General features: G+C 56.5%; 14 protein-coding genes. 13 read left to right on the top strand and 1 reads right to left on the bottom strand.

What is annotated here, in order from left to right; translation table 11 throughout:
* Nucleotides 1-4: 4 nt before the first annotated feature.
* From EC9_RS17445 to EC9_RS17420, 6 genes are all read left to right on the top strand, one after another.
* Nucleotides 5-1,936 carry a hypothetical protein gene (locus tag EC9_RS17445; protein WP_145347192.1) on the top strand — a complete coding sequence of 644 codons (1,932 nt, stop codon included), beginning with the start codon at nt 5-7 and terminating at the stop codon, nt 1,934-1,936.
* Between the two features lie 25 nt (nt 1,937-1,961).
* Nucleotides 1,962-2,459: a hypothetical protein gene (locus EC9_RS17440; protein ID WP_145347190.1), complete on the top strand. Its 498-nt coding sequence runs from the start codon at nt 1,962-1,964 to the stop codon at nt 2,457-2,459.
* A gap of 32 nt (nt 2,460-2,491) precedes the next feature.
* A complete protein-coding gene (locus EC9_RS17435) occupies nt 2,492-3,001 on the top strand; it encodes a hypothetical protein (protein WP_145347188.1) in 510 nt (169 codons plus the stop codon).
* A 497-nt stretch (nt 3,002-3,498) separates the two neighbouring features.
* Nucleotides 3,499-4,632: a fatty acid desaturase family protein gene (locus EC9_RS17430; protein ID WP_145347186.1), complete on the top strand. Its 1,134-nt coding sequence runs from the start codon at nt 3,499-3,501 to the stop codon at nt 4,630-4,632.
* A 255-nt stretch (nt 4,633-4,887) separates the two neighbouring features.
* Nucleotides 4,888-8,598, top strand: a complete 3,711-nt coding sequence (locus EC9_RS17425; RefSeq protein ID WP_145347184.1) for an efflux RND transporter permease subunit — start codon at nt 4,888-4,890, stop codon at nt 8,596-8,598.
* Nucleotides 8,599-8,723: 125 nt separating this feature from the next.
* A complete protein-coding gene (locus EC9_RS17420) occupies nt 8,724-9,887 on the top strand; it encodes a hypothetical protein (RefSeq protein ID WP_145347182.1) in 1,164 nt (387 codons plus the stop codon).
* Between the two features lie 49 nt (nt 9,888-9,936).
* Here EC9_RS17420 and EC9_RS17415 read toward each other — a convergent pair whose 3' ends face one another.
* Complete coding sequence (locus EC9_RS17415) at nt 9,937-11,598, bottom strand: serine/threonine protein kinase (RefSeq protein WP_145347180.1); 1,662 nt, start codon at nt 11,596-11,598, stop codon at nt 9,937-9,939.
* Between the two features lie 657 nt (nt 11,599-12,255).
* On the opposite strand from EC9_RS17415, the gene EC9_RS17410 reads away from it, so the two are divergent.
* From EC9_RS17410 to EC9_RS17380, 7 genes are all read left to right on the top strand, one after another.
* The gene (locus EC9_RS17410) at nt 12,256-14,559 is read left to right on the top strand and encodes a right-handed parallel beta-helix repeat-containing protein (RefSeq protein ID WP_218934218.1); all 2,304 of its coding nucleotides are present in this window, start codon (nt 12,256-12,258) and stop codon (nt 14,557-14,559) included.
* A 19-nt stretch (nt 14,560-14,578) separates the two neighbouring features.
* Nucleotides 14,579-15,895, top strand: coding sequence for an SGNH/GDSL hydrolase family protein (locus tag EC9_RS17405; RefSeq protein WP_246105748.1), 1,317 nt, complete (start codon nt 14,579-14,581; stop codon nt 15,893-15,895).
* Nucleotides 15,896-16,168: 273 nt separating this feature from the next.
* Nucleotides 16,169-17,155, top strand: coding sequence for an L-histidine N(alpha)-methyltransferase (egtD, locus tag EC9_RS17400; protein ID WP_145347175.1), 987 nt, complete (start codon nt 16,169-16,171; stop codon nt 17,153-17,155).
* 743 nt (nt 17,156-17,898) lie between these two features.
* Nucleotides 17,899-20,121 carry an HAD-IIB family hydrolase gene (locus EC9_RS17395; RefSeq protein ID WP_246105747.1) on the top strand — a complete coding sequence of 741 codons (2,223 nt, stop codon included), beginning with the start codon at nt 17,899-17,901 and terminating at the stop codon, nt 20,119-20,121.
* On the top strand, nt 20,102-22,108 hold the full coding sequence (locus EC9_RS17390) for an alpha-amylase family glycosyl hydrolase (protein ID WP_145347173.1): 2,007 nt from the start codon (nt 20,102-20,104) through the stop codon (nt 22,106-22,108). The genes EC9_RS17395 and EC9_RS17390 overlap by 20 nt, the downstream gene beginning before the upstream one ends.
* A gap of 51 nt (nt 22,109-22,159) precedes the next feature.
* Nucleotides 22,160-22,966: an HAD-IIB family hydrolase gene (locus EC9_RS17385; RefSeq protein ID WP_145347171.1), complete on the top strand. Its 807-nt coding sequence runs from the start codon at nt 22,160-22,162 to the stop codon at nt 22,964-22,966.
* Between the two features lie 484 nt (nt 22,967-23,450).
* Nucleotides 23,451-24,896, top strand: coding sequence for a sigma-54-dependent transcriptional regulator (locus tag EC9_RS17380; RefSeq protein ID WP_145347169.1), 1,446 nt, complete (start codon nt 23,451-23,453; stop codon nt 24,894-24,896).
* The last annotated feature ends 319 nt before the right edge of the window (nt 24,897-25,215 follow it).

Raw genomic sequence — 25,215 nt, 5'->3', positions numbered from 1 at the left:
ACCATTGATCACGCACCAAGGCTCACGCGGGAATCGCCGCTTCTCCGCCGTCGTCGTTTTTGTCGCTCTGCTCCTTCATGCATCTTGCTGTTGCGCTCAGCTTTCCCCTTCCAACTTGAACTACTTTGCCGACCGGATCGACGCCGCGGCGGATCAGTTGGATGTCGCGAGGGTTCCGTCGTTGGATGAGTTTGTCAGCGAGGTTCAGGCGGCGATCGCCACGGTCCAACAGGAGTTGAATGTTGGCACCGATCGGGCCAACGCCGCCGCTTGGCTGGGGTACTTGAAGATGGATGAACTGTCCGAAGCGATCGGCGAACTGGGGGAACGCAATCAGCCGGCGAAGTCGCGGGATGAAACGCGGAAATTGATGATGGCGTTGGCCCAATTGGACAAGGTTTTGGGCGATATGCGGCTGCGGTTGACGATCAATTATCCTGGCTTGGAACGAGCGCAAATTCCGCAGCTGCGAACGGCGGTCCGGCAGCTTGACGCGATGCTGAGGCATCGAGATCCAGAGCGGTCGATCGAATATGTTCGCGCACAGATGGTTGACGTTTCCAAAGCGTTGCGAGATTCCGACGAAACGACCCAGGCGGAAGCCTTTTATCAGTTAGATGAACTGACACGGCTGTTGATTGAAACCAGGCAGGCGGCGGCATTGGTCGCCGATATCCGAGCCCGATTTCACCATCCCAATCTGCGCGTTGGGGTGGGAAGTGGATTGATCTCGCGGATCGCGTCGAGGCCGTTCAGCGAGCCGACAGCGATCAACGAATGTTTGTTGGGGACGTTCATCCGTGGCCGGGCGACGCTCAGCGGCACGGTCACGACTCGTTTGTTGCCATCTGAAGGCGTCGCCAAAATTCAATTAATTCTTCAAGGTCAGCTGTCGAGTCAGAATCGCGGCTACCGCAAACCGGTGACCGTCGATGCGATCGGATATGGCCATGTCACGGCGACCAAGGTGCTAAACCTCGATGATGCGGGCATTCGGTCGGAACCAGCGATCGCCACGGCGGAACTGTCATCGACGATTCAACGCGTCAATCACCCGCTGAAGATCGTGCGTCGGATTGCGATGAAAAAGGCGAACGAGAAGAAAGGGGCTTCCAATGCCGAAGGGAGCCGTCGGTTGGAACGTCGTGTGGCGAAGAACTTTGATCGCCAGTCCGACGAAGGGGCGCCGATGGGAGATGGTAAATCGACTCCCCCCCGCGATCTTGTCGCGGTGTTGGGACGCTTGGGAGTTCAGGAACCGCCGCGAACATGGTCATCTGAAAGCCGATACCTGCTGGCAACGCTGCGTCAAAAGAGCGAACAGGATCTGGCTGCGGCAGTCCCGCCGCCCTGGATCAGCGGATCGCATGACCTGTCGATACAGATTCATGAATCGTTGATCAACAATGTGATGACCCAGATCTTGGCCGGCCGCACGATGACGGGGGCGCAGTTGCAACAGTTGGGCAAATCGTTGGCACCGGAAATGAAGTTCGATGCGCCGGCAACCGACGACCCCGATCAAGAAGAGGCGGAAGAGCCGATCATCACTTTCTCGCGGACACGCCCCATCATCTTCGAAGCGCGGCAGGGGAAGATTTGGATCGGGCTGCGGGGGACACGGTTTCAACAAGGGGATCAATCGTTGAGGATGCCGCTGCGGGTGCGAGCCGAATACGAGCCGACGTTTGTTGTCGGGCAGGGTTATATGTTACAACGTCAGGGGGAAGTCGAGATCGATTTCCCCGGCACCCAACGGCTTTCGATCGGGCAGATTGCGACTCGCAAGAAGATGGAGCGTGTGTTCGATCGATCGCTGCCAAAGCAATTGCTCGATAAACCGATTCGGGTGCCTGTGAAACAATTGCCCGAAAGCGGAATTCGCGTTCAAGAGTTCTCGGCACAACAGGGTTGGTTGTCGTTGGGGATGCGCTAGGAACGCCAGGTTACGGAGGTTCGACATGGATGATTTACAAGAAACACCGCAGCGTTGGGTCGACATTGAATTCGATTGTCTGCCGCTGCGAACGGTCCAACGCGTCGACGTTCCGTTGGATGCGTCGCCGCGCTTTGAAGCGTTTGTGTTGCGGGTCAAGCAAGCGATTCAAGAACATGGGGTGATGAACACCTACTATCTTCACAACGCACGCTGCACGTTCCATTTCACCAACGATGTCAATCGCGGGATGGTGCAATTCAAGTTTGAAGGGACCGTGTTCACCAATTCGACCGACACGGCGACCAAGAGCTGTCACTTGGATGTGCAGCCCGATGGGGAGACTTGCGATTGGTTGAACGAAGCGGTGGTCCGTTGGTTGGCCGAATCGGTGCGTCATGCGTTGGTGGTTGAATTCGACCGCTACATTCAAGCTGGCGACCTATCCAAAACTCAACAGCGGATCGAACAGATCCAAGCTGAAAGTGACGCTGCCGAAGGCTATTTAGGAATGTACCTGTAGCCGGTGTCTTTGACTTCCTGGAGCTTCGTGTGATGAGAACGCTGTTTGTCTGCTTGATCTTGTGTGGTGTTGTCTCCAGTTCGTTGGTTGCCGAAGAATCTGTCGAACGCGACCAAAAATTGGCGGCCTATCTAAGCGGTTCAAAGTTCGTCGGTCAGTTCACCGTGATTGGCAAGCCAAACGACAAACTGCCGAAAGAGGAGTACACGCTCAAGAAGGTGGAAAAGATTCCCGGCGGAGATCTCTACTTGATCACGGCGCGGATCAAATACGGTGACAAAGATGTCGAGGTCCCGTTGCCGATCCCGATCGTTTGGGCGGGAGAAACACCGATGATCTCGTTAGATGATTTTACCATTCCAGCAATGGGAACATTCTCTGCGAAGATCGTCATATCCAAGGGACGCTACGCCGGCACGTGGTCGCATGATGAGAATGGTGGACACATGTTTGGAGTGATCGAGAAAACCGAGGCTTCGGATACCCAGGCAACGCCAGGCACCGCACCGGAGACAACTCCGCAGCCAAAGCCTGCGGAGTGACCCGGCAGGGCAAATCACTGTTTTGGTTTGACGAATCAGCCGGCACGCGTTAAGCGTCCGGTTCCCTTGGGAAACGCCGTGCTAGCTCTTGTCGGTTTAGTCACAACGCGCTTCCTTGCATTAGCCGTTTGGGCGTTAGCCCCGGTTTAGTGGCAGCGGAACCGGGGCTAACGCCCAAACGGCTGATTAAACCGACAAGCTGCTAGCGCGTGGCGGGGAATTTGGCTAAGCACAAACACTGATTAGCCCTGTCTGACCCTATCTGCGGTCGACATCAACCATCGCGGTCGATGTATAAGTAAAAATCACTGGACGTATTTGCAGTTGTTTTGGCGTGGGACGACAGGTTTGCAACCTCTCTCACCGTAAGAACTGTCGTCGGCTGTAACTAATTTGCAGCGAATAGTTAGATTGGGTGCACTTTTCCGTTCAGATAACTACAATCAGGTCGAAATGGAAGTTATTAGCCACTGATTAGGTTGTGTTGAGTGCCGACGATGTCAACTTCTTCGATTCCACGACAAGATGTATTGGATGCCAATTCGACGGGGAACAAAACGGAGGGGGCAAGCTTCAAGTTCTCCGAAGGGCATCGTTTAATACGCGATCTGGGACGGCCCAAGCCGATTCTTTATTGGCTTGATTTTTTGCCCTGTATCTTAATTGCCCACACGTTATTTATGACGATGCGGTATATGCACGAGATCCTGCCGGAGGATCCGAGTCGTGCCTATTTGGTCCAGGCGATTCTGTTCCCGGTTTGTGTCATTTTGTATATGCGTTGCGCCATGTTCATCCACGAACTGGCGCACTTCGGAGACAAACTGCCCTACTTCCGTCCGGTGTGGAACTCTCTTTGTGGCGTGCCGTTTCTGATCCCATCGTTTGTCTATCTGCCACATTTGGATCACCATCGACGCAAGAGCTACGGAACCCACGAGGATGGTGAGTATTTTCCGTTAACCCACATGTCGCGGTGGTATCTGGTCGCATTTCTACTCCACAATCTGTTGATACCAATCCTTGCCTATCTCCGCTTTCTCGTGGTCAGTCCAATCTGTTGGGTCTATCCGCCCGCTAGGCGTTGGGTCCATCGGCATGCTTCGACGATCGTCGTCGATCCTTTTTATGAGCGTCGCGACGGGTCGCCCGAATTGATGCGGTTGGTCGTTCGCCAGGAGGCATTTTGTTTCGTCTGGTTGCTTTGGTTCACGTTTGGCGATTGGATCATGACCGGACAACTGGTCAGCCCCATGTGGTTCTGGGGCTATCTGACGGGCGTCGCGGTGTTGACGCTCAACGCGGTCCGCACGCTGGGAGCGCATCGCTGGACGGGAGATGGCCGGGTGATGAGCTTTGAAGAACAGCTGCTCGACACGGTGAATTATCCCCATCGCCCTTGGATTACCGAATTGTGGGGGCCCATCGGAACAAGATACCACGCCTTGCATCATCTCTTCCCTAGCTTGCCTTATCACGATGCACCCGAAGCGCACCGGCGATTGATGGAAGGATTGCCCGCCAATTCTCCGTATCGAGAGACGATTCGAACCAGTTTGTTGGGCGAGATCTGTGAATTGTGGCGTAGAGCGGGAGGACGCTCGTCGTCCAGCAAAACGGTCGCCACCTGACGTTTAAAGCTTCGATCGCGTACAATGCTTGCCGTTGAAGGGGGGCGGTAGCGATCGATTGGCGTTTGATGCTCTCCGGAAGCTCCGCGATTTTGCGTCGGCGGAACTCCGCTGTAACGCAATTGGCATGGATCGAATTGCCCGATGCTACTAATCTCGTAGCGTTTAATTATTGCGCGTTACCAAACGATCTCATCGAGGGCACGGCCAACGGCTCGACCGAGATCTCTTGCCGTTTCTACTGAATATCTGTTCATGAAACCAACGTTCCTAGCCCGCCGCTCGATTTTTGGTATCAACAATGCGTTGCTGATTTTGTTGGTGGTTTGTTTCCTCGCTCCCATTGGAATTCGCGGAGCGCGGCAAAGCCTGCAGAGCAATAACAACAACGTCAAGGATTGGCTGCCATCGGACTTCCCCGAGACGACGGAACTGGAGTGGTTCGGCGATTATTTTTCGGGCGAACGGTTTGTAATCGCGACCTGGCCGGGCTGCGATGCCGACGATCAAAAACTGAAACTGCTGACCGAGAAGCTGCGCAGCGAAGCCGAAGGGGCTGAACCGAGCGATGCCCCACCGGACTGGCAGCGGGCGCGGAAGCTTGCCGAAGAGTTGCAGTTGTTGGCTCCCAACGACTTCCAGACCAATTGGGGCGGCCGAAATGAAAAATGGCTCAACAGCCCCGATGGGACGCTGTACTACATCACGCCCGATGGCCGGTTGTTTCGGTGGGCTGGAAAAGAGGGGCCGTTGCCGGCGCTGATCCGTTCGGTCCGCAAGCTTCTTCGTGGGGGGACGGTCGAGGGGCAATTTATCGCTTCTTTTGGCGAGACGGCCGGACAGCCCGATTCCGACAAACTGAACCCCTACTACAACGATCCGCATCTGTTGACGGCGGCGTTGTTTCGCACGATCCAAACCGGTCCAGAGATCGCAGAGCAATTGGCGCAAGAGAATGGTCCCTTGTGGCCCGTCGCGGCGATCAATAAGGACGATAAGAAGGTGATCGCAGAGCGGTTGGCCGAGAAGCGTTTGACCGGAACGCTGTTCGCCCCCGCGGTGCCGATCGATTTTGAATGGACCGCCGAAGCATTTGCCGATCAGGTCCCTGCGGCTTCGCTTCCCGAGCAATGGGAATACACCTGTTCAACGACGATCAAGCAGATCGTGGACGAACATTTTGGCGGCGAATTGAGCAAGCTGAAAAACGCGCCGACCGACGTTCGCGACCAGCATTGGTATGACATTTTTGACGCGATGGGAGTCCAACCGCCGCCGCGGCAGAGCTGTGTGTTGGTCACGTTGACCCCGGTCGCATTGGACAATTTGCCCTACGTCGTCGGTCGCGGCTTGCTGGGTGGGCCGCGCGGCCGGTTGTTGCAACTGGCTGAGGAGAGTGGCATCAACGCTGCCGCTGCGCCATCGGCGGTACCGCCACCGTTCAATTATGCCGAACGACACGCCTCGCTGGTCGAACCGGCGATGCGGATGGGAGGTCCACCGGTCGATAACGTTTCGATCGATGAAGAGGGACAGATCACGTTGATTCGTTTGATCGGATACTGCGTCTTGATCGGTCTGTCCTTGTCGATGCTGGCCTTCCGCAGTTTTAAGATCACATCGATGATCTTTGTCGTCGGCGTGTTGGCGGCGGTCAGCAGTTTGGCGTTCGTCCAGATGACGGGTGAACAGATCGACGCGATCCTGATGAGCATGCCATCGTTGGTCTACATCTTGGGGCTCTCCGGTGCGATCCATATCATCAACTACTATCGCGAAGAGACCGCCGCGCGAGGTGTCGAAGGGGCTGCCGAACGAGCTGTCTCGCATGCCTTCATGCCCTGCACGCTGGCCGCGATCACAACCGCGATCGGTCTGTTGAGCCTCAACACGAGCAACATTATTCCGATCAAAAAGTTCGGCTTTTACTCAGCCATCGGTGTCGTTGCCACCTTGGTTCTATTGTTTGCCTACCTTCCCGCAGCGCTACATATCTTCCGCCCCGAACCGGCGGCAGAGAAGAAGCCGCGACCGACGAAACGCCGCGGGGAGAACGATCCCGATTTGTTGACGCGAATTTGGCTTGCCGTGGGGCGATGGGTTACCGCTCACTTCCGGATCGTTGGTGTCGCCTGCATGTTGTTGGTCGTTGGTGCCGCGATGGGGCTTTCTAAAATTGAGACCTCGGTCCAGTTGTTGAAGTTGTTTGGAAGCGAGTCGCGAATCATTCGCGATTATGGATGGATCGAGAGCCATTTCGGAAAACTGGTTCCAATGGAGTTGGTGTTGCGCGTGCCTCCTGGAATGCAGCGCGAACTGGATACCGACGCGCACCCGGCCGAACCGACGGCGCTATCTCAGTTGGAACGTTTGCAGGCTGTCGATCATATCCAACGCGCTGTCGAGAGTGCGTTTGGCGAACATGGCACCGGGGTCGTTGGAAATGCGATGTCTGCCGTGACGTTGATGCCCGAATTACCCAAGCCAACCAATTCGCCAACCAATGCGACGCGGTTGGCGTTTAACAGCGCGTTGGCTTCGGCCCAGACTCAATTGTTGGGCAGCGATTACGTTCAGCACGAACGCAACGGGCCGTGGAAGGATAGCGAGCTGTGGCGAATCAGTTTGCGAGTCGGTGCCCTCAGCGACGTCGATTACGGTCAATTTGTCGGCAATCTCCGCGATGCGGTCGAACCGGTCCTACAAGCTTATCGCTTCCGTGAATCGGTGCTCGAGAGTTTGGGCGACGAACATAAAGGGATCGTGTTTGTCGTGGGGGCCGACCGCCCCGACGAACAAGCGTGGGAAAATGTGTTGGCTAGCGATGATGAATCGGACCTGCGGGACGACGGCAGCGAAACCTCTGCGGTCGACCAACGTTTGATTTTTGAAAAGACGCTAGACGATCTGCTGCACAACGAAAGTAAGATTCGAAAGGTCGTCTGGATCGCGCCGGAGAAGGTGAAGGACAGTCCCAACAAGCTGGAAGTTTGGGCCCGAAACTTTGCCAAAGCCGATTGTGTCGTCATCGCTGAAGACCAGGCCGATTTCGATGTCGAATTCATCAACGAACATGCCCCCGCGGTTGTCGATGCGCGTCCGGTCCAATGGGTCGTCAGCGCGCCGAGCCTTCGCGAAGGGGTCCCCGACGTCGAAAACGCCGGTCCGTTGCAGGTCGTTTACACGGGCATTGTCCCCTTGGTTTACAAGGCGCAGCGGACCCTTTTGTTCAGTCTGGTCGAAAGCACATTCCTGGCGTTTGTGTTGATCGGCATCGTGATGTCGGGGCTGTTGAATCCAGGTTCGTGGTTCGGAAAACTGAAGCCCGCGAACATCCTCTACGGGATCGGCGCGGGGGCGGTCTCGATGCTGCCGAATCTGTTCCCCGTGATCGTGATCTTCGGTTTCCTGGGGCATACCGGTTCGATTGTGGATCTTGGCAAGATGATGACCGCCAGCGTCGCGATGGGCGTTGCAGTCGACGATACGATCCACTTTTTGGAGTGGTTCCGACAGGGCTTGGCACAGGGCATGACTCGCCGGGAATCGGTGATGGAAGCCTATCGCCGCGTCGGTCCCGCCATGACGCAGACGACGGTCTTGGGGGGGCTGGGGCTGTTCGTGTTTGCTTTGAGTTCGTTCACGCCGACGCAAAGCTTTGGGATCATGATGCTTCTGTTGTTGGTCGCTGCGTTGGTGGGAGATCTGGTTTTCCTGCCCGCGATTTTGGTCAGTCCGTTGGGAAAATTGTTCCGCCCTCGGGATGAAGATCTCATCGCGTTCGCCCAAGGCGTTAATCCCCACGATCCCATTCCATCGTCCGATGAAACGCAGGGGGACGAAGACGAAAACAGTTCGCCGGCGGCAGGCGCTGGTCGCAACGGCGCGGATCGAATCGATACGCCTCATGTCTCCAGCCGCCAGAACGCCAGTGCGATAAAGTCTCGTGGCGATACCGTTTCGTAAGCCATTCGGCTGACGTTGTCTGCAGAAGGCTCGAAGTCGCGTGGCGTGGAAGTAGAATGGGAGGACGCGGGGATCGCTTGGGAGCTCCCCAGACGTCGTTCCCAATCGCAAGGTGTTCACCTGGCATGAGCGTTCTGAATCGTCGCGACTTCGTTCGGCGTCCGTTGGCTGTCGCGTTGGCTTTGGGGCTGCCGATCGCTGGCATCGCTGCAGAGGCTGAGGTTAAAACAACGCAGCCCGATCCACGCGGATTCTTCACCGTCGATCGGCGCGATCAGCGTTGGTGGTTCGTGCAGCCCGATGGTCGATCTCAGTTTTCGCTTGGGCTGAATCATATCGATCCGCTCGGTTTGGATCGCGGCGGTGCTCCCCGCATCTTGCAGAAGCGTTATGCGGGCGATGTGCAGCGTTGGTTGGCCCAAAGCGTGCGGAAGAATCTGTTGGATTGGGGATTTAATACCGTCGGTTACAGTGCCGAACCGGTTGCCATCGAAAACGGCCGGCGTCGTTACGGCCGCAGTCTGTCGATTGGCGAACAGCGAGCTTTGGGGATGCCGTACGCCGATCTTGTCCCTTTCGACGAGCCCGATCCAGCGACTGGGCATTCGCCGCCGAGCGATTACCGCAGCGAAGCGTTTGCCCGTTGGTGCGATCGGATTGCTCGCAAGCATTGTGCGCCCCGTCGGGACGATCCTCTGTTGATCGGTTATTGGTCGGCAGAGCGTCCCGATTGGAATCGTCGGCGATTTCCCGCAGCCAACGAACTTGCAGCGCAAGCGACTGCCTATTATCAAACCGTTCGCTCGGCCATCCGCCGCTACGATCCGCATCACTTAATTTTGGGCGATCGCTATGACGCAAGTCGTTCGCTGTCGGCGACAGTCGTGCGCGCTGCGCTTCCTCACGTCGATGTCTTGAGCGTCAATTGCAGCGGCGATGCGAGCAACGTTCATCGACAGTTGGCTCGGATGGCAGAACTATTCGACCGCCCGATTCTCGTCGCGGATCACGCCGTCGATCGCACGCCTCACGACGGCCAGTGGCCACCGCAAGCGGATCGCTTTCACGATGGGGGTGGTTACGCGCAGACCGTTCGGATGCTCACTGCGATCCCTCAAGTGATCGGGTATCATTTGTGCGGCGGCTATCTGCCCGGGAAATTGTTACGCCGCGGTTTGCTCGATGCCCAAGAACGCCCCGACGCGTTGGCGATCGCGGGAATTCGGCAGGCCAACGAAACGGTTGCGCAGTGGGTCGCCAGTGTGACCGTCGCCGCACCGAATCGATAGACGAAACGTTCGATCGTCCGTCAATGCTCCGCCGTCAACGCGACCGGCTTCAGACGCAAACCAAATTCAGGACATCGTCGTCGAGTTTCTTTTTGTCGGGACATCCGTTGCATTGCCACCAACGCTTGGCCTGGTCGCGGTCCCACGTCTCACCAACACTGCACTGCCGCAGCGCGTCGCCCAATTCTTGCACGTTCTCAAAGCGGTCGCCGCGATCCTTTTGCAGGCATCGCAGGATGATCTCTTCCAGGTCCGGTGGCACGTCGTCGACAATTTCCGACGGCGGGACCGGTTGTTGGTTCGCTTGGGCCAGCAAGATTTTCATCGGCGTGCCACCTTGGAATGGCGGTTGCCCCGTCAACAGAAAATAGGCGACCGCGCCAAGCGAATAGATATCCGATCGATGGTCCGGCGTGTCCCCCAAGGCTTGTTCGGGAGAGAGGTACAGCGGCGAACCGGTCACCGTACCGTCGCGAGTCAGGTCCATGCTGTCGCTGGCGGTTGTCATCGGTTTGACCAAGCCAAAGTCGAGCAGTTTCGCGACGTCCGAAACGCCTCCGCGATGCGCGACGAAGATGTTCGCCGGTTTGACATCGCGATGTACCAACGATTCGCCATGGGCTTCGACCAACGCATCGCATACCTGGCTCAACAGGAACGCGATTCGCGACGCGGGCATCGGCCCGTGCATCTTGACCACCTGCTCCATCGTCAGTCCGGGCAGGTACTCCATTACGTAATAAAACGTTCCGTCGGCGGCGTGACCGTAGTCAAAGATCTCGACGGTGTTCCAATGGGTCAGCCGGGCGGTCAGTTGCACCTCGCGTTCAAAGCGTTCGATCGCCAATTGATCGCCCGCTTTTTCAGGACGGATCAGTTTGATAGCGCAAGGTCGCTTGAGCATCATGTGCTCGGCCAAGTAGACCTCTCCCATTCCGCCAGATCCTAACATTTGCTTTAGCCGGTATTGCCCCAGTTGCCGCGCTTCGAACGCTTGGCGGCGCAGCCGACCGATCGTATAGACGCCCCACGTCGCTGTGATCGCGGCGATGCCAAGGATCAACCCGACCTCCAGCGTGCCGGGGCGGATCTCCGGGTTTCCTGCGGTCAATGCATGGAAGAAGGGGCAGGTTTGGTAGACGTAGAACCAGGTGCCAAAGCCCATCGTGGCAAAGATGCTGTTGACGATCGCGGCCCGTTGCCACGTGTTGGGAATCAGCAACGCATACGTGAAGATCAAAATGATCCACATCGGCGCGATGGGAGCGATGAAACCGTTTCGTGCCCCGTGCAGCAAAAACGCATAACCCAGCACCAGAAAATAGAGTGCGGTCGAACCGAACAGCAGCAATTCGATTAGGCGGCCATGTGCCAAGGCTTTGGGGCATTTCATGCACAATCTGAAACCAATCGTTCCGCAGATCGCCGTCGCGATCGCGTGCATTCCCAACGCAACCCATTCCAGTGGGGTGTCGATCGTGTTGATTGCGAAAAGACGACGAACCAGGAAAATCGCCAACCCAGCGAACATGATCAGCCCGGCGGCACGCAACCGATCGGTTAGCACCGCCTCGGTCTCAGCGCTCAGGCCGACACCGCTGCCCGTCACCAATTGAGGGGCAGGTTGGAGAGCGACCTTGGGTTTCGAGACCGTTTCGACAGGGCCGTCGAGCGTTTGCGCGACATGAATCGATTCAGATACGCTAGCCATGCGGAAGGCTCATCTGGGTGGAGGGCGGTGACGAATTGCAGGTCCGGTCGCACGATCGCCTGTTCAATACAGGTCGTCTTTCATACCGAATTATAGCGGTCGAGCAAAGTCTTGCGCATCGGTCGCTGTCGGAGCGCGGTAGCCAAGCGGCAACGACGTGGTCGGTTGGGGGGGACGCATGAATGCCTGTTCCATTCAGAGACGTAAAGAACCGCAAAAAGGTTCAAGCCTGTCATCGATCCACCCCGACGATAGCAAGCGTTGCAACGAGCCTGGTCGCGGCAATTCTATGGACTCGTTCAATACCTAAGATCCCTCTAACGGTAAATCGTCGCCGTTTTAGCGCCAGCCGTGGGGCGATCCGAGGGCATCGTGTTATGATAGGTAACTTGCCGGAACGCCCTGTCGGCTGCTGCGTTTTCGTTCGAATCCCGAGCGATTTCTCACGCATTGCAGTAGAGGTTGGCTTGAGCTGGCTGATGGCGAAAACGGCCGCTGCAATTTTCCGCACCACCATTGGGGCGAACGATACCGTTTGCGAATTCTTGGCGTCCCGAGATGGGGTCCCCAAAAGTGTTCCTGCCGACAGCTAGCGGTGCGTTCCTGCAAATCGCTTCAAAATACCCCCAACTTTCCATTCCTCTCACCAAGCACAAGATGTTTTTAGCAACTCGGAAGTTTTCAAAAAAATCAAGTTATCTTTTTGCTGCCTCTCTTCTCGTCGATTGCCCATTTGTTGGGGATACGACGCGGCGTTGGGCCCTCGGTCTGATGTTCGGCTGGGTCGCGCTGCTGTTCTCCCCGGCGCAAGGGTGGGCGATCGATCTACATGTCGCCGCCAATGCACAGCCCGGAGGCAACGGCAGTCAGGCGAAGCCGTTTAAATCGCTTACCGAAGCTCGCGACCGGATTCGTGCAGCGCGGAAATCGGGACAACTGAAACCCGACCAAGCAGTGAACGTTCTGGTCGGGCCAGGGACCTATCGGATCGAGCATTCGTTTAAATTGACCGCCGAGGACAGTGGCAGCGCCGCCGCACCGGTCGTCTATCGCGCGATCCAGCCCGGAACCGCACTGATCAGCGGTGGGCTGACGATCCCTTCGGACAGTTTTGTCGCGGTGTCGGATCCCGAGATTCGGGAACGTTTGGACGAGAGTGTCCGCGATAAGGTGCGCGTCGCCGATTTAACGTCGATGTTTCCTAAAGAGATCTCTCAATGGAAAACGTCGTTTCGCGGAACGCCTGGCGGACCGTGGTTGTATGTCGATGAACAGCCGATGACGCTCGCCCGTTGGCCCAATTTGGACGCCGAAAACGAGGGCTGGGCAGATTTTTCCAAGGCGATCGATTCGGGGTTGGCCGATCCCGATTCGGAGGATCCGGCGCGGCGTAAAGCGCGACCGGGGGCTTTTGAATTTAGGGACCCACGGCCGACGCGCTGGAACCTGGACGAAGGCGTTTGGCTGTTGGGGTTCTGGACGCACGACTGGTCCGACGAAGTGATTCGTATCGGCGCGTACGATGCGGAAAAACAAGTGATCCGACTGGCGGCACCGCACAACTATGGAATCATGGCCGGCACCTGGGGCGGATCGAAACGCCGCTTCTTCGCCTTCAACGTCTTAGAGGAGTTGGACGCCCCGGGCGAATGGTATTTGGATCGCAAGGGTCGCCAGTTGTACTACTATCCGGCGGAGACGGCGTCATCGTCATCGATCGTGTTGGCGACGCTGCCCCAATCGTTGGTCCGCATGGAAAACGCACACCACATCAAGATCGAAGGCTTGCGGTTTGAGTATGGCATCGCCGACGGGATCTCTTTGAAAGAGACAACCGCGGTTGAATTCGCCGGGTGCACGGTCGCCAACGTGTCGCGTGGTGGCATCTCGATCAACGGAACCGAAAACACGATCCGATCCTGCGATCTGTACAATCTGGGGACAGCGGGGATCTCGGTCCGCGGTGGCGATCGCAAGACGCTCACGCCAGCCAAGAACTTGGTGGTCAACAGCCACATCCATGACTACGGCAAATTTCAACGCAGCTATGCGGCGGGGATCAGCGTGAAGGGATGCGGACAGATCGTTCGAAATAACTTGATTCATGACGCCCCGCATAACGCGATCTTGTACGGTGGCAACGAGCATTTGATGGAACGCAACGAGATCTATCGCGTGGTGATGGAGACGGGCGATTCGGGGGCGTTTTACACCGGCCGCGACTGGACCAGCCAAGGGAATGTCCTGCGACACAACTACATCCACGACCTGGGTGGTGGCGATTCGAAGCACGTCAACACGATGGGAGTCTATCTGGACGATTGCGACAGCGGCGACACGATCGAAGGGAACGTCTTTGTTCGCGCTGGTCGAGCGATCATGATCGGCGGCGGCCGCGATAATCGCGTGGTCAATAATCTCGTGATCGATTGCCCGATCGGATTGCATCTCGATTCGCGCGGCATGACTTGGAAGCAGTGGAACAACCCGAAGTATGCCGGTTGGAATCTGGAAGAGAAAGCTGAAGCGATGAATTATCGCAATCCGCCGTGGAGCGATCGCTATCCAAGTCTGGCGGTGATCATGGACGATTCCCCTCGCCAGCCGCTGCACAATGCGATTCTCCGCAACGTGTTTGTCGATTGCTCGAAACAGGTCGGCAGTTTTAGCGGCGGCGTGATGAAGTTGTTGGACAAACTGGATATCGCCGACAACTTGGCGGTTAATACCACCGGTGCCGCCAAAGGGATCGCATCGACGAAGGATATCCAAGGTTTCACCAACATCGCCGGAAGCACCGAAAATCCGGTGCAGGTCGGTGGCAGCGAATTGTCGGACGGATCGTTCACCCGGCTGAAGGACGCTCGTTTAACCGAAGCCTTGTCATCGTTTGAAGAAATTCCGTTTGACAAAATCGGACTCTTTCAAGACAACTATCGCCACACCCTACCTGTAAAATAAGCACCTCCAAAGGAACATCATGAGCTTTGCGAAATCGATAACTTCAATCCACCGATTCACCGCGTTGGCGGTCTGTCTGTCGACGCTGCTGTCGGCGATGCCATCCGCCGCGGCGGAACAGCCCGAATACGCGGCGGTGACCGCGGAATTGGTTCGCCCACGCGATGGGTTGGGTAATGTGTTGGCCAAGTTGCGCGAAGGGAAGCCGGTAAAAATCGGCTACCTTGGCGGTTCCATTACCGCCGCGGCGGGATGGCGTGTGAAGACGCGACAATGGTTCGCCGACGAATTCCCCGAGGCGAAGGTCGAAGAGATTCACGCTGCGATTGGCGGAACGGGAAGCGATCTTGGGGTGTTCCGCGTCGGTCGCGATGCGCTACAACACAAGCCCGACCTGTTGTTCGTCGAATTTGCTGTCAACGATGGTGGTGCGGCCCCCGAACAGATCTGGAAAGCGATGGAGGGAATCGTGCGTCAGACCTGGGCCGATAATCCCCGCACCGACATCTGTTTTGTCTACACGTACCGCGTCGGTTATGAAGGCGATCTGGAAAAGGGACTTTGCCCACGTGCAGCTTCGGCAATGGAGATGTTGGCCGATCACTACGGGATCCCATCGATCAACTTTGCGATGAAAGTTGTCGAACTGCAGCAGGCGGGCAAGCTGATTTACAAGTCGGCCGAGCCAACCGAGCCGGGCGTTGTGCGGTTCTCTAGCGACGGTGTCCATCCGTTGGACGAGGGGCATCAGATTTACGCTGATGTGGTCGCCGACGCGGTTCGCCTGATCGGCGAGACGTCGGCACCGATCGACCACGCCGCCAAGTTGAAGACACCATTTGTCGAAGATCATTGGCAAGCTGCGAAAATGGTCCCGATCACTGCGGAAATGCTCTCGCCCCAATGGGAGCAATTGCCCGCCGATGCTACGCTGGCCAAGCGATTTGGCAATCGCATGGGAACCTTGTTCGAAGCGACCCAACCTGGCAGCAAATTGACATTCAAGTTCCGTGGATCGACCGCCAAACTGTACGATCTACTGGGGCCCGATGGCGGCCAAGTCATCATCACCGTCGACGGCAAGAAGCAGCCTAAACCGCGGCCGCGATTCGACAGCTACTGCACCTACCATCGGATCGCTACGCTGACCGTTGCTGGTGGGTTGGACCCGGCGGAAGTTCACACCGTGACGGTTGAAGTCGATTCGGAACAGCCCGATCGGCAGAGTGTTGCGTTTCGGTTGAAGGATCCCGAGACCGAACTGAAGCAACCAAAGTACCAAGGGACCAACATCCGTGTTGGGCAGATCCTGGTGCTGGGAGATGTCGTTCCTTAGTCGCACGTGTTGCGAAGTGATCGATGCAAAAGCTCGACGCGCATGCCTTGCGATTCTCGTTGCCCGAGAATCGCAAGAGGCAAGCGATTCGAGCTTTTCGCTTGCGCGGGATGGCGTGGGGTGCAGCGGGTTCGTCTTGGGGCGTTGCTTGTCCCGGCCCGATCGGAGCGATAGGATTCAATCGCCGATTCGATCCAGGGCTCTTTGGCGGACGTTGACGAGTCGGTGTCTGTGCAGCGAACAGACGTTTGGACTCTTTGCCCCTACGGAACAATGCAACCAATCAAACCATCCCCGTTGCCGCAGTCGAAGTTGGGGACGGCAACCGCCGACGAAAACGAGGCGGAGTTTCGGCAAGATGTCCTGACCGGACTGTCAAAAAAACAGAAACAACTGCACTGTAAATATTTCTACGACGAGCGTGGATCGCAGTTGTTCGATCAGATCTGTCAGCTCGACAGTTATTATCCGACGCGGACCGAATCGCAGATCATGGTCGACAACGCCGATGCGATCGGACAACGTATCGGATCTGGTGCGGTCTTGGTCGAATATGGCAGCGGCAGCAGCACCAAGACGCGGCATCTGTTGGACCATTTGGAAAATCAGATCGCCTACATTCCTGTCGACATCTCCGAGGACCACTTGTTGTCGACGGCGGAAACGCTGAGGTCCGATTACCCGCATATCGACATCCACCCGATCGTCGCTGATTTTACACAAGGGTTTGAATTGCCCGAGGCGTATCGATCGTCGCCGATCACCGTCTATTTTCCTGGATCGACGATCGGCAATCTGGAGCCCTCCGCGGCGGTCCAGTTGTTGGGCATGATTTCGCGTCAATGCGATTCGCATGGCGGTTTGTTGATCGGGGTCGATCTGGATAAGGATCCGCAGGTTCTATTGGACGCCTACGACGACGAACTGGGGGTGACAGCAGCGTTTAATCTGAACCTGCTGCATCGCATCAATCGCCAGTTGGACGCCGATTTTCAGGTCGATCATTTCAAACATGTTGCGATCTACAATGCCCAGCAATCTCGGATCGAGATCTACATTGAAAGCTGTATCGAGCAAAGGGTTGCGATCGGTGAGACAGCATTCGTGTTCCAACGCGGTGAACGGATTCTTACCGAATATTCGCACAAGTACGATGTCGGCGGCTTTGCGGCGTTGGCCGCCCAGGCTGGATTGAGCGTCGATGAAGTCTGGACCGATCCGGCGACCTATTTTGCCGTGATGCATTTTAGCGCGGTGTGAGCTGTCGACGATTGGCGTCTGCTATGCGATGGCGGCCTGCGTCGCGGACGAGGGGCGTTTGGTAGGCACATCGCGCGGACGTGTGCTTGCGAAACAAGCATCGTGCCGAATCGATAATTCTTGTCGCGGAAAAAAGTGTCCGCGCTTCCGTCGTTCTCTCGACGCGACAGCGGCAGCGCTCTCTCGACGCGTGTCGGCGAGCCCTGTTGGTTCGAACTTCATCCCCTGGTCCATGCCTCTTCACTCGTTGGAGGGCGGCACCGCTGAGGGCCGTTCAGTGTTTGGGTTTAGGCTCTCGTGATAACCCGACGCGTCAGCGAGGCACCGTGTGAATGCCTCGCTGAGGTGTCGGGTTTTCAATCTCTGAGCCGCTCCAGTTTGAAAATGTGCATGGCCCTGCGGCACCGTTGGTGAGAACGCGCACGGCTGGATCGATTGGTTTATAATGGTGCCGATTGTTGTTTGAACAACCACCATCTTGGACGCGAAGCAATTTTGAGGGAATTGTTTGTCCCAAAGTCGATCTATTTCCTGATTCAATCGGCGGAATCCACGGGGTTCGGCAAATTGGCACGCATCTTGCTGCTGATTTGCAAGCAAGTCAACTGTTGGCTGGCGTTCGGACGTTTTGGGGCCGTCGTCAAACCGAACTTTTGGAAACAGGATTCGCTGCTCGTCGGAATCGGTCGCTTTGAAAGCGCCCCGATTGACGTTGGCGCTGAAATTTAGGGCGGAGCACAGCAATGGCTGCAATCATTCAAACCGGACACGAATTTCAACTCACAACCACGCATCAGGACGATATGAGTCTGCTTGAGAAAGAGAATCACCTAAAAATTACTCTGATCAGCCTACATGGGCTGATCCGCGTCAAGGATTCCGAGTTGGGACGCGACGCGGATACCGGCGGACAAGTGAAATACGTTTTGGAGTTGGCCCGCGAACTGGCGGCGCAACCGCATGTTCGCGAAGTCGAAGTGCTGACACGCCAGATCTTGGATCCCAAGGTCGACCCCTGTTACGGCCAGTTGGAGGAGCAGATCGCGGATAACGCCAAACTGATCCGAATCCCATTTGGTCCCAAGCGCTATCTGAAGAAAGAGGGGTTGTGGCCCTACCTGGAATTGTTCATCGACCAGACGCTGGTCCATTTTCGCCGCCATGGATTGCCCGATATCATCCACGGCCACTATGCCGACGCGGGGATGGCTGGGGCGCAATTGGCTCGCTTGCTGCATATCCCGTTCGTCTTTACCGGGCATTCGCTGGGCCGAGTGAAACGCCAACGGTTGTCGTTGGGGAAGACCAGCGAAGAGACGTTGGAGCGACGCTATAAATTTGGGTTGCGAACCGAGGCAGAAGAGATGGCCTTGGAGACCGCTTCGATGGTCGTCACCAGCACCAGCCAAGAGGTCGAACAGCAGTATTCGCTGTATCACCATTATGTTCCCGAGCGGATGGAGGTGATTCCGCCGGGAGTCGATTTGGGGCAATTCTCCCCCCCCGGCGAAGACTGGCAGTCGCCGGAAATCGCCGACGAACTGGGGCGTTTTCTTCGCGATCCGGACAAACCGATGATCCTGACGATGGCGCGTCCCGATGAACGCAAGAACCTTGAGAAATTGGTCGAGGTGTACGGTCGCAGCGAGGAATTGCAAGAGACTGCGAACCTTGTGATGTTGATGGGAACTCGCGATGATCTCGACGATCTGCCCCGCGGCCAACGTCAGGTGATCGATAACGTGTTGCGTTTGATCGATCACTATGACCTGTACGGCAAGGTCGCCTATCCCAAGTCGCATGTGCCCTGCGACGTGCCGGAGTTGTACCGATTGGCGACGGTCGGCAAAGGGGTGTTCATTAATCCGGCGCTGACGGAGCCTTTTGGTTTGACGTTGCTCGAAGCAGGGGCGACGGGGTTGCCGATCGTGGCAACCAACGATGGCGGCCCGCGCGATATCATCGCGAACTGTGAAAACGGTCTGTTGGTCGATCCGATGGATGGCGATGCGATCGAGAAGGCGCTGTTGCGTGTCCTGACCGAACCGGAGCAGTGGCATACATGGTCGCAAGCCGGGATCGAAGGCACGCGAAAGCATTACTCGTGGGGCAACCACGCGCGTCGCTACTTGCGTGATTTAAGTGACATCCTGGAGCACTCGGCCAAACCGGCGTTGGTGCATCGCCCGCGTGCCCGCCGAATCCCCGAATTCGATCGGTTGTTGATCACTGATTTGGATAATTCGTTGACTGGCGACAACGAAGCGCTTCAAGAGTTGGTCGAAGTGATTCGTCAGCACGATAACATTGGGTTTGGGATTGCCACCGGTCGCCATTTGAATAGTGCGATGGAGTTGATCGAAGAGTTGGGGTTGCCACGCCCCGATCTAATGGATACCGATGTCGGGACCCAATTGCATTATGGCCCCAAGTTGACGCCTGATCGAACCTGGCAGAAGCAGATCGGTTACGCATGGCAGCCGGAAGAAATTCACAAGGCATTGGACTCTTTGCCCGGTTTTTACCGGCAAACCGATGACCACCAATCCGAATACAAAGTCAGTTATGAGATCGATCCCGAGTCCTCGCCGTCGGTGACCGAGATCAAAAAGAGGCTTCGCGAGGCGGGCTTGCGTGCTAAAGTTGTGCTGTCATTGGGGATGTATTTAGACATCATCCCGGTTCGCGGCGGCAGCGACCTTTCGATGCGCCATCTGCTTTGGAAATGGGGCTTTTCGCCGGAACATGTGCTTGTCGCCGGCGATTCGGGCAATGATGCGGGCATGCTGTTGGGGCGAACGTTGGGTGTTGTGGTGGGGAATCATGGCCCCGAACTGGAGCGTTTGCGAAACCGACCGCGGATTTATTTCGCGGAAGGGAAGAACGCACGCGGTATCCTTGAAGGCATCGAGTACTACAACTTCCTAGAGAACATCGTCATCCCGAATGATCGTATCGAATCCTAACGGAGCAAATTCGCCTGGACGAAAGTCTGCCAATGCGCCTTACCAATTCGAAGCGGATCTATCGCTGAAGCGTTTGCGCCCGGCGTTGGATGCGGCTTGGGAACGATTGCAAGTCGAACCGGCCGATGTGCATGAATTCGAACTGCGGTTAACGGAACATTGGCGTCCGTTGTTCGCTTTGTTGATGCATCTGTATGGCTCGCGTTATGATTTTTTCTATCATCTAGAACAGATCCTGCTGACCGCGGCGGAAGCGTGGGCGGCACGCTCGCCGGTGCTCCGCGAGCAGGATCATCATCGGATCAACGAGCCCGATTGGTTCTCGTCGCAAAAGGTTGTTGGCGGGGCGTTGTATGTCGATTTGTTCAGTGAGAATCTGGGCAAGCTTCGCCAATACATCGGTTACTTCAAGGAGTTGGGCCTGACCTACCTGCACCTGATGCCGCTGTTTGCTGTGCGGCCAGGCGACAACGACGGTGGGTATGCGATCAGCAATTATCGCAGCGTCGATCCGCGGTTGGGGACGGTGGAGGATTTGCGTCTGCTGGCCGACGAATTGCGGGCGGCGGGAATCGTGTTGGTGTTGGATTTTGTGTTCAACCACACCTCCGAGGATCACCAATGGGCGCTGCAGGCTCAGGCTGGCGATCCGGAGTTTCAACGCTACTACCACATCTATCCCGATCGCGAGATTCCCGACCAGTACGAACGGACGTTGCGAGAGATCTTTCCGACGGTCCGCCGCGGGAACTTCACCTGGCACGACGGCATGCAGCAATGGGTGTGGACGACGTTTAATAGCTTTCAGTGGGATCTGAATTACAGCAATCCGGCGGTCTTTCGGGCGATGCTCGAAGAGATGTTTTTTATCGCCAACACCGGTGTCGATATGTTGCGACTCGACGCGGTCGCGTTCATCTGGAAACAGATGGGGACCGGGTGCGAGAACCTACCCGAAGCGCACATGTTGATCCAGGCGTTCAATCGGCTGTCGAGCATTGCGACGCCGGGCATGTTGTTTAAATCCGAAGCGATCGTGCATCCCGATGACGTCGTGAAATACATCGGCGAGCGGGAATGTCAGGTTTCGTACAACCCAACCTTGATGGCGTTGCTTTGGGAGTCGCTGGCCACGCGCAACGTCGGGCTGTTGTCGCGGTCGTTAAGCCACCGGCATCAATTGCCACCGCGTACCGCGTGGGTGAATTATTTGCGCTGCCATGACGACATCGGTTGGACGTTCGACGATGCCGATGCCGCGGCGGTCGGTATCAACGGGTTTGATCATCGAAATTTTCTGAACCGGTTTTACACGGGGCAGTTCGAAGGTTCCTTCGCTCGCGGTGTGCCGTTCCAGGAGAACCTGCAGACCGGGGACATGCGGATCTCGGGAACGATGGCCTCGTTGGCCGGATTGGAGCAAGCGATCGAGGAGGATTCCGAAGAACTGAAGGAGCTTGCGATTCGGCGGATGCTGTTATTGCAAGGGATCACGCTCAGTATCGGCGGGATTCCGCTGCTGTATCTGGGGGAAGAGTGGGGGATGTTGAACGATTATGATTTCGTCAAAGATCCCGCCAAAGCTGGCGATACGCGTTGGATCCATCGCCCAAAAATGCAATGGCATTATTTGGACGAATTGGATGATCACATCGCTTCGGGCAACGGATCGATTCGGTCGCGGATCTTCTTGTCGTTGCAGCGTTTAATCGCGCTGCGGCAATCGCTTCCCGCGCTGGCTGGCCAGCAGATGAAGTTGGTCGATCTGGGGAACCCGCATGTTTTGTGTTTTGTGCGGATGCATGAAGCCCATCGCTTGATCGTGATCGCCAACTTCAGCGAGTATCCGCAAACGATCGCCGGCAATTTGTTGCGGACCGCGGGGCTGGGGCGGTTTTTTGAAGATGTGATCTCCGGCGACACGATAGCATCCAGCGAGCCGCACGAGATGGAATCGTATCAAATCATGTGGATGCAACGGATCTGATTCCGTTCGCCACATCGTTCGCTGAAAATCAACTTCGCACCAGGAAAGAGCATGCACACGCCGCCAACCGTCTTGGCTACCGATCTCGATGGAACGTTGATCCCCTTGGACGATTGCGAGGGAAACCGCCGCGACCTGTTGCGATTGCGGCAGCACTTTGCTTCGACCGACGCCACGTTGGTCTTCGTCACCGGGCGGCATCTGCAGTCGGCGCAGCAAGCGATCGCTGATTTTGATCTCCCCGCTCCCGACTGGATCATTTGCGATGTCGGCAGCACGATCTGCCAGTCGCTTGGCTCGGGGCGATTTGTGTCGGTTGAAGGATATGAATCGTGTCTGGAGAATCTGTCCGATGGGATCCCGCTGGAAACCGTTCGGCAGACGTTGCAATCGATCGCCGGCTTGCGGTTGCAAGAGCCTGAGAAGCAGGGGCGTTTTAAGCTCAGCTACTACGCCGATCAAGCGGATTTGTCGGCCCTCGCCCAACAGATAGCAGATCGGATCGGCGAGCTACCGTTTTCGATGATCACCAGTGTCGATCCGTTTAACGGGGATGGGTTGATCGATTTGTTGCCGAAAGGAACTTCCAAGGCGTTCGCGCTGCGATGGTGGGCGGAGCATGTGGGCCGCAGTGAAACCGAGCTGATCTTTGCCGGAGATTCGGGAAACGACTTGGCTGCATTGACGGCCGGTTACCGCGCGATCGTCGTGGGGAATGCCGATGCAAGCGTTGTCGAAGCGACGCGTTCGGCTCATCGAGAATCGGGGTGGACCGACCGGCTGGTCGTCACGGATCAGAAGGCGACAAGCGGCGTCTTAGAAGGCTGTCGGTTTTTCGGGTTGATCGACAACTCGTAACAACCGAACCGTGAGATGGGCAGTCGCGATCGAATGCAGGTCGCGGAGAGGGCCGATCAAATTTATGTCGGCGCATAAAAACGCCCGCTCAGGCGGGGCAGGTACCCGAGCGGGCCTAAATCCGGTGAGAACGGGGCAGTAATCTCACCGGAAAGCTCTTTGTTAAGCTTGTGTTGTTTTGATGCCTTCATTCTAAATAGGGCTCTCGGACTGTCAACGGTTGCGACAGGAAAAATGGCAATAAAGTTAAATTTCCATGCAGGTTTCTGTCTTCGATTACGGTCCCCTCGTTTGGGACGCCTGTTCCCGTTTTGATTCGATCCATGCTTGCGGCGCGGCAGTTGCCGCTGGTGTGGTTGTGCAGCGTGAAACGGGCTGCCGTTACCCGGCGGATTCTGCCGTTTAGTGTTCTCTCGTGCGGGGAGAATCTGTTGGTGGGGAGGTCGAGTTCCTCGAAATCCAAGAGCGTGTTATCATTGCCGGAATGAATGAATCTTCCGCTGCCACGAACGATAATTTTTCAGAACTGATCGACAATTTGTCGGTTTTAGTTGTCGACAACGACCGCGCCCATGCGCGGGCGATGACCGAGAGCCTCGAAAAGGTGGGGTACCGATGTCAGGTGGCTGTCAGCGGCCCCGAGGGGTCGAAGCTTATCGAATCGGAGCACTTCGATATCGTGATCACCGACATGGTGATGAACGACATCGACGGGATGGAGATCCTACGGTTGACGCGCAAGCGTTTGCCCGAATGCGAAGTCGTGATGGTCACCGGACATGCGACGGTTCCGACGGCTGTCGAAGCGATGCAGCAAGGGGCGTTTAACTTCTTGGAAAAGCCGATCACGCCCAGTCGCCTGCGGGCGATCACGGCAAAGGCTGTCGAAGCGATCAGCCTGCGGCGGAAGAACACCGAACTGCATCAACGGTTGGACGAAAAGTTCGGGTACGAAGGGATCATTTTTGCAAGTGCGGAGATGCAAGCGGTGATCGATCGCTTGAAGCGGATCGCGCCGACCGATGCGACTGTCTTGATCACGGGAGAGAATGGGACGGGCAAGGAGTTGGTCGCGCAAGCGATCCATCAAAATAGCCCTCGCAAGGCGAAGCGGATCGTGGCGCTTAACACAGGGGCGATCGCGGAGAACTTGGTCGAAAGCGAATTGTTCGGGCATGTCAAAGGATCGTTCACCGATGCGATCGGCGATCGCGTGGGGGCGTTTGAATACGCCAACGGCGGTTCGCTCTTCTTGGACGAAGTCGGCGATATGCCGATGAGCACGCAGATCAAGCTGTTGCGAGTTTTAGAGGAGCACCGGATTACGCGGGTTGGCGACAATAAACCGATCAAGGTGAACGTCCGTTTGGTCAGTGCGACCAATCGCCCGTTGGACGAGATGGTCGACGCGGGAACGTTCCGCAGCGATCTCTATTTCCGGTTGAAAGTTGTTACCGTGCGGATTCCGCCGCTCCGCGAGCGACGCGACGACATCATTCCGTTGATGGATCATTTTCGCAAGCAATTCCTCAAGCGTCACGGCAAACCGGCCGCTAGTTTCTCCCCAGCGGTGACGAAGCGGTTCTTCGCCTACGACTGGCCGGGGAACGTCCGCGAGTTGCGAAATTTTGTCGATACGATGGTCGTCTTAGATACCGATGAGGTCCTGGATTTGGATGACCTGCCCCCCGAATTGGCGGATATCGATGAGCAGGCGGTCTCGGGGCAATTGAGCGGCGATATGAATTTGCTGGGCAAACCGCTGGCCGAGATCGAGCGTTGGGCGATCGAGGAAACGCTGAAATTGACCGGCGGCAATCGCGAAGAGGCGGCGCGGGTGTTGGAGATCGGTGCGCGGACCCTATATCGCCGGTTGGATCAATATCGCGGAAAAGAGGACCAGGCAACGGAATCCGATTCTACCTCTTGAGCGATCCTGGCAATTTTACTCCTATCGCGTTTTGCCGTCGTGCGGTAAACTGCCTGCCAACATCGAGCCTCAAAGAACTGCACGGCTTTGATGGGTCAAGCGAAAGTAGACGTTGACCCCCGCGGATGCCAACGATCATGGTATTCCTATCGCGGCTCGATTAGCGACGAGGTCTTCCATCAAGCAGCCCAAGCCATTTCATTTGGTTCCGGCAGCATTTGCGATGACAGATTGTATGACGCGCCAAGCACCGGCATGATGGGTCTAACCCGCAGCCATTGGCGATCTTTAGTCAACTTCTGTATCGATCGCTCCATCG

This window comes from Rosistilla ulvae (assembly GCF_007741475.1).
Taxonomy (GTDB): Bacteria; Planctomycetota; Planctomycetia; order Pirellulales; family Pirellulaceae; genus Rosistilla; species Rosistilla ulvae.
This window is presented reverse-complemented; position numbering and strand designations above follow the sequence as displayed.

Coding starts and splice junctions, on each gene's coding strand:
- EC9_RS17440 (WP_145347190.1), top strand. CDS start 1,962: ATGGATGATTTACAAGAAACACCGCAGCGTTGGGTCGACATTGAATTC.
- EC9_RS17435 (WP_145347188.1), top strand. CDS start 2,492: ATGAGAACGCTGTTTGTCTGCTTGATCTTGTGTGGTGTTGTCTCCAGT.
- EC9_RS17430 (WP_145347186.1), top strand. CDS start 3,499: ATGTCAACTTCTTCGATTCCACGACAAGATGTATTGGATGCCAATTCG.
- EC9_RS17425 (WP_145347184.1), top strand. CDS start 4,888: ATGAAACCAACGTTCCTAGCCCGCCGCTCGATTTTTGGTATCAACAAT.
- EC9_RS17420 (WP_145347182.1), top strand. CDS start 8,724: ATGAGCGTTCTGAATCGTCGCGACTTCGTTCGGCGTCCGTTGGCTGTC.
- EC9_RS17415 (WP_145347180.1), bottom strand. CDS start 11,598: ATGGCTAGCGTATCTGAATCGATTCATGTCGCGCAAACGCTCGACGGC.
- EC9_RS17410 (WP_218934218.1), top strand. CDS start 12,256: ATGTTTTTAGCAACTCGGAAGTTTTCAAAAAAATCAAGTTATCTTTTT.
- EC9_RS17405 (WP_246105748.1), top strand. CDS start 14,579: ATGAGCTTTGCGAAATCGATAACTTCAATCCACCGATTCACCGCGTTG.
- egtD (WP_145347175.1), top strand. CDS start 16,169: ATGCAACCAATCAAACCATCCCCGTTGCCGCAGTCGAAGTTGGGGACG.
- EC9_RS17395 (WP_246105747.1), top strand. CDS start 17,899: ATGGCTGCAATCATTCAAACCGGACACGAATTTCAACTCACAACCACG.
- EC9_RS17390 (WP_145347173.1), top strand. CDS start 20,102: ATGATCGTATCGAATCCTAACGGAGCAAATTCGCCTGGACGAAAGTCT.
- EC9_RS17385 (WP_145347171.1), top strand. CDS start 22,160: ATGCACACGCCGCCAACCGTCTTGGCTACCGATCTCGATGGAACGTTG.
- EC9_RS17380 (WP_145347169.1), top strand. CDS start 23,451: ATGAATGAATCTTCCGCTGCCACGAACGATAATTTTTCAGAACTGATC.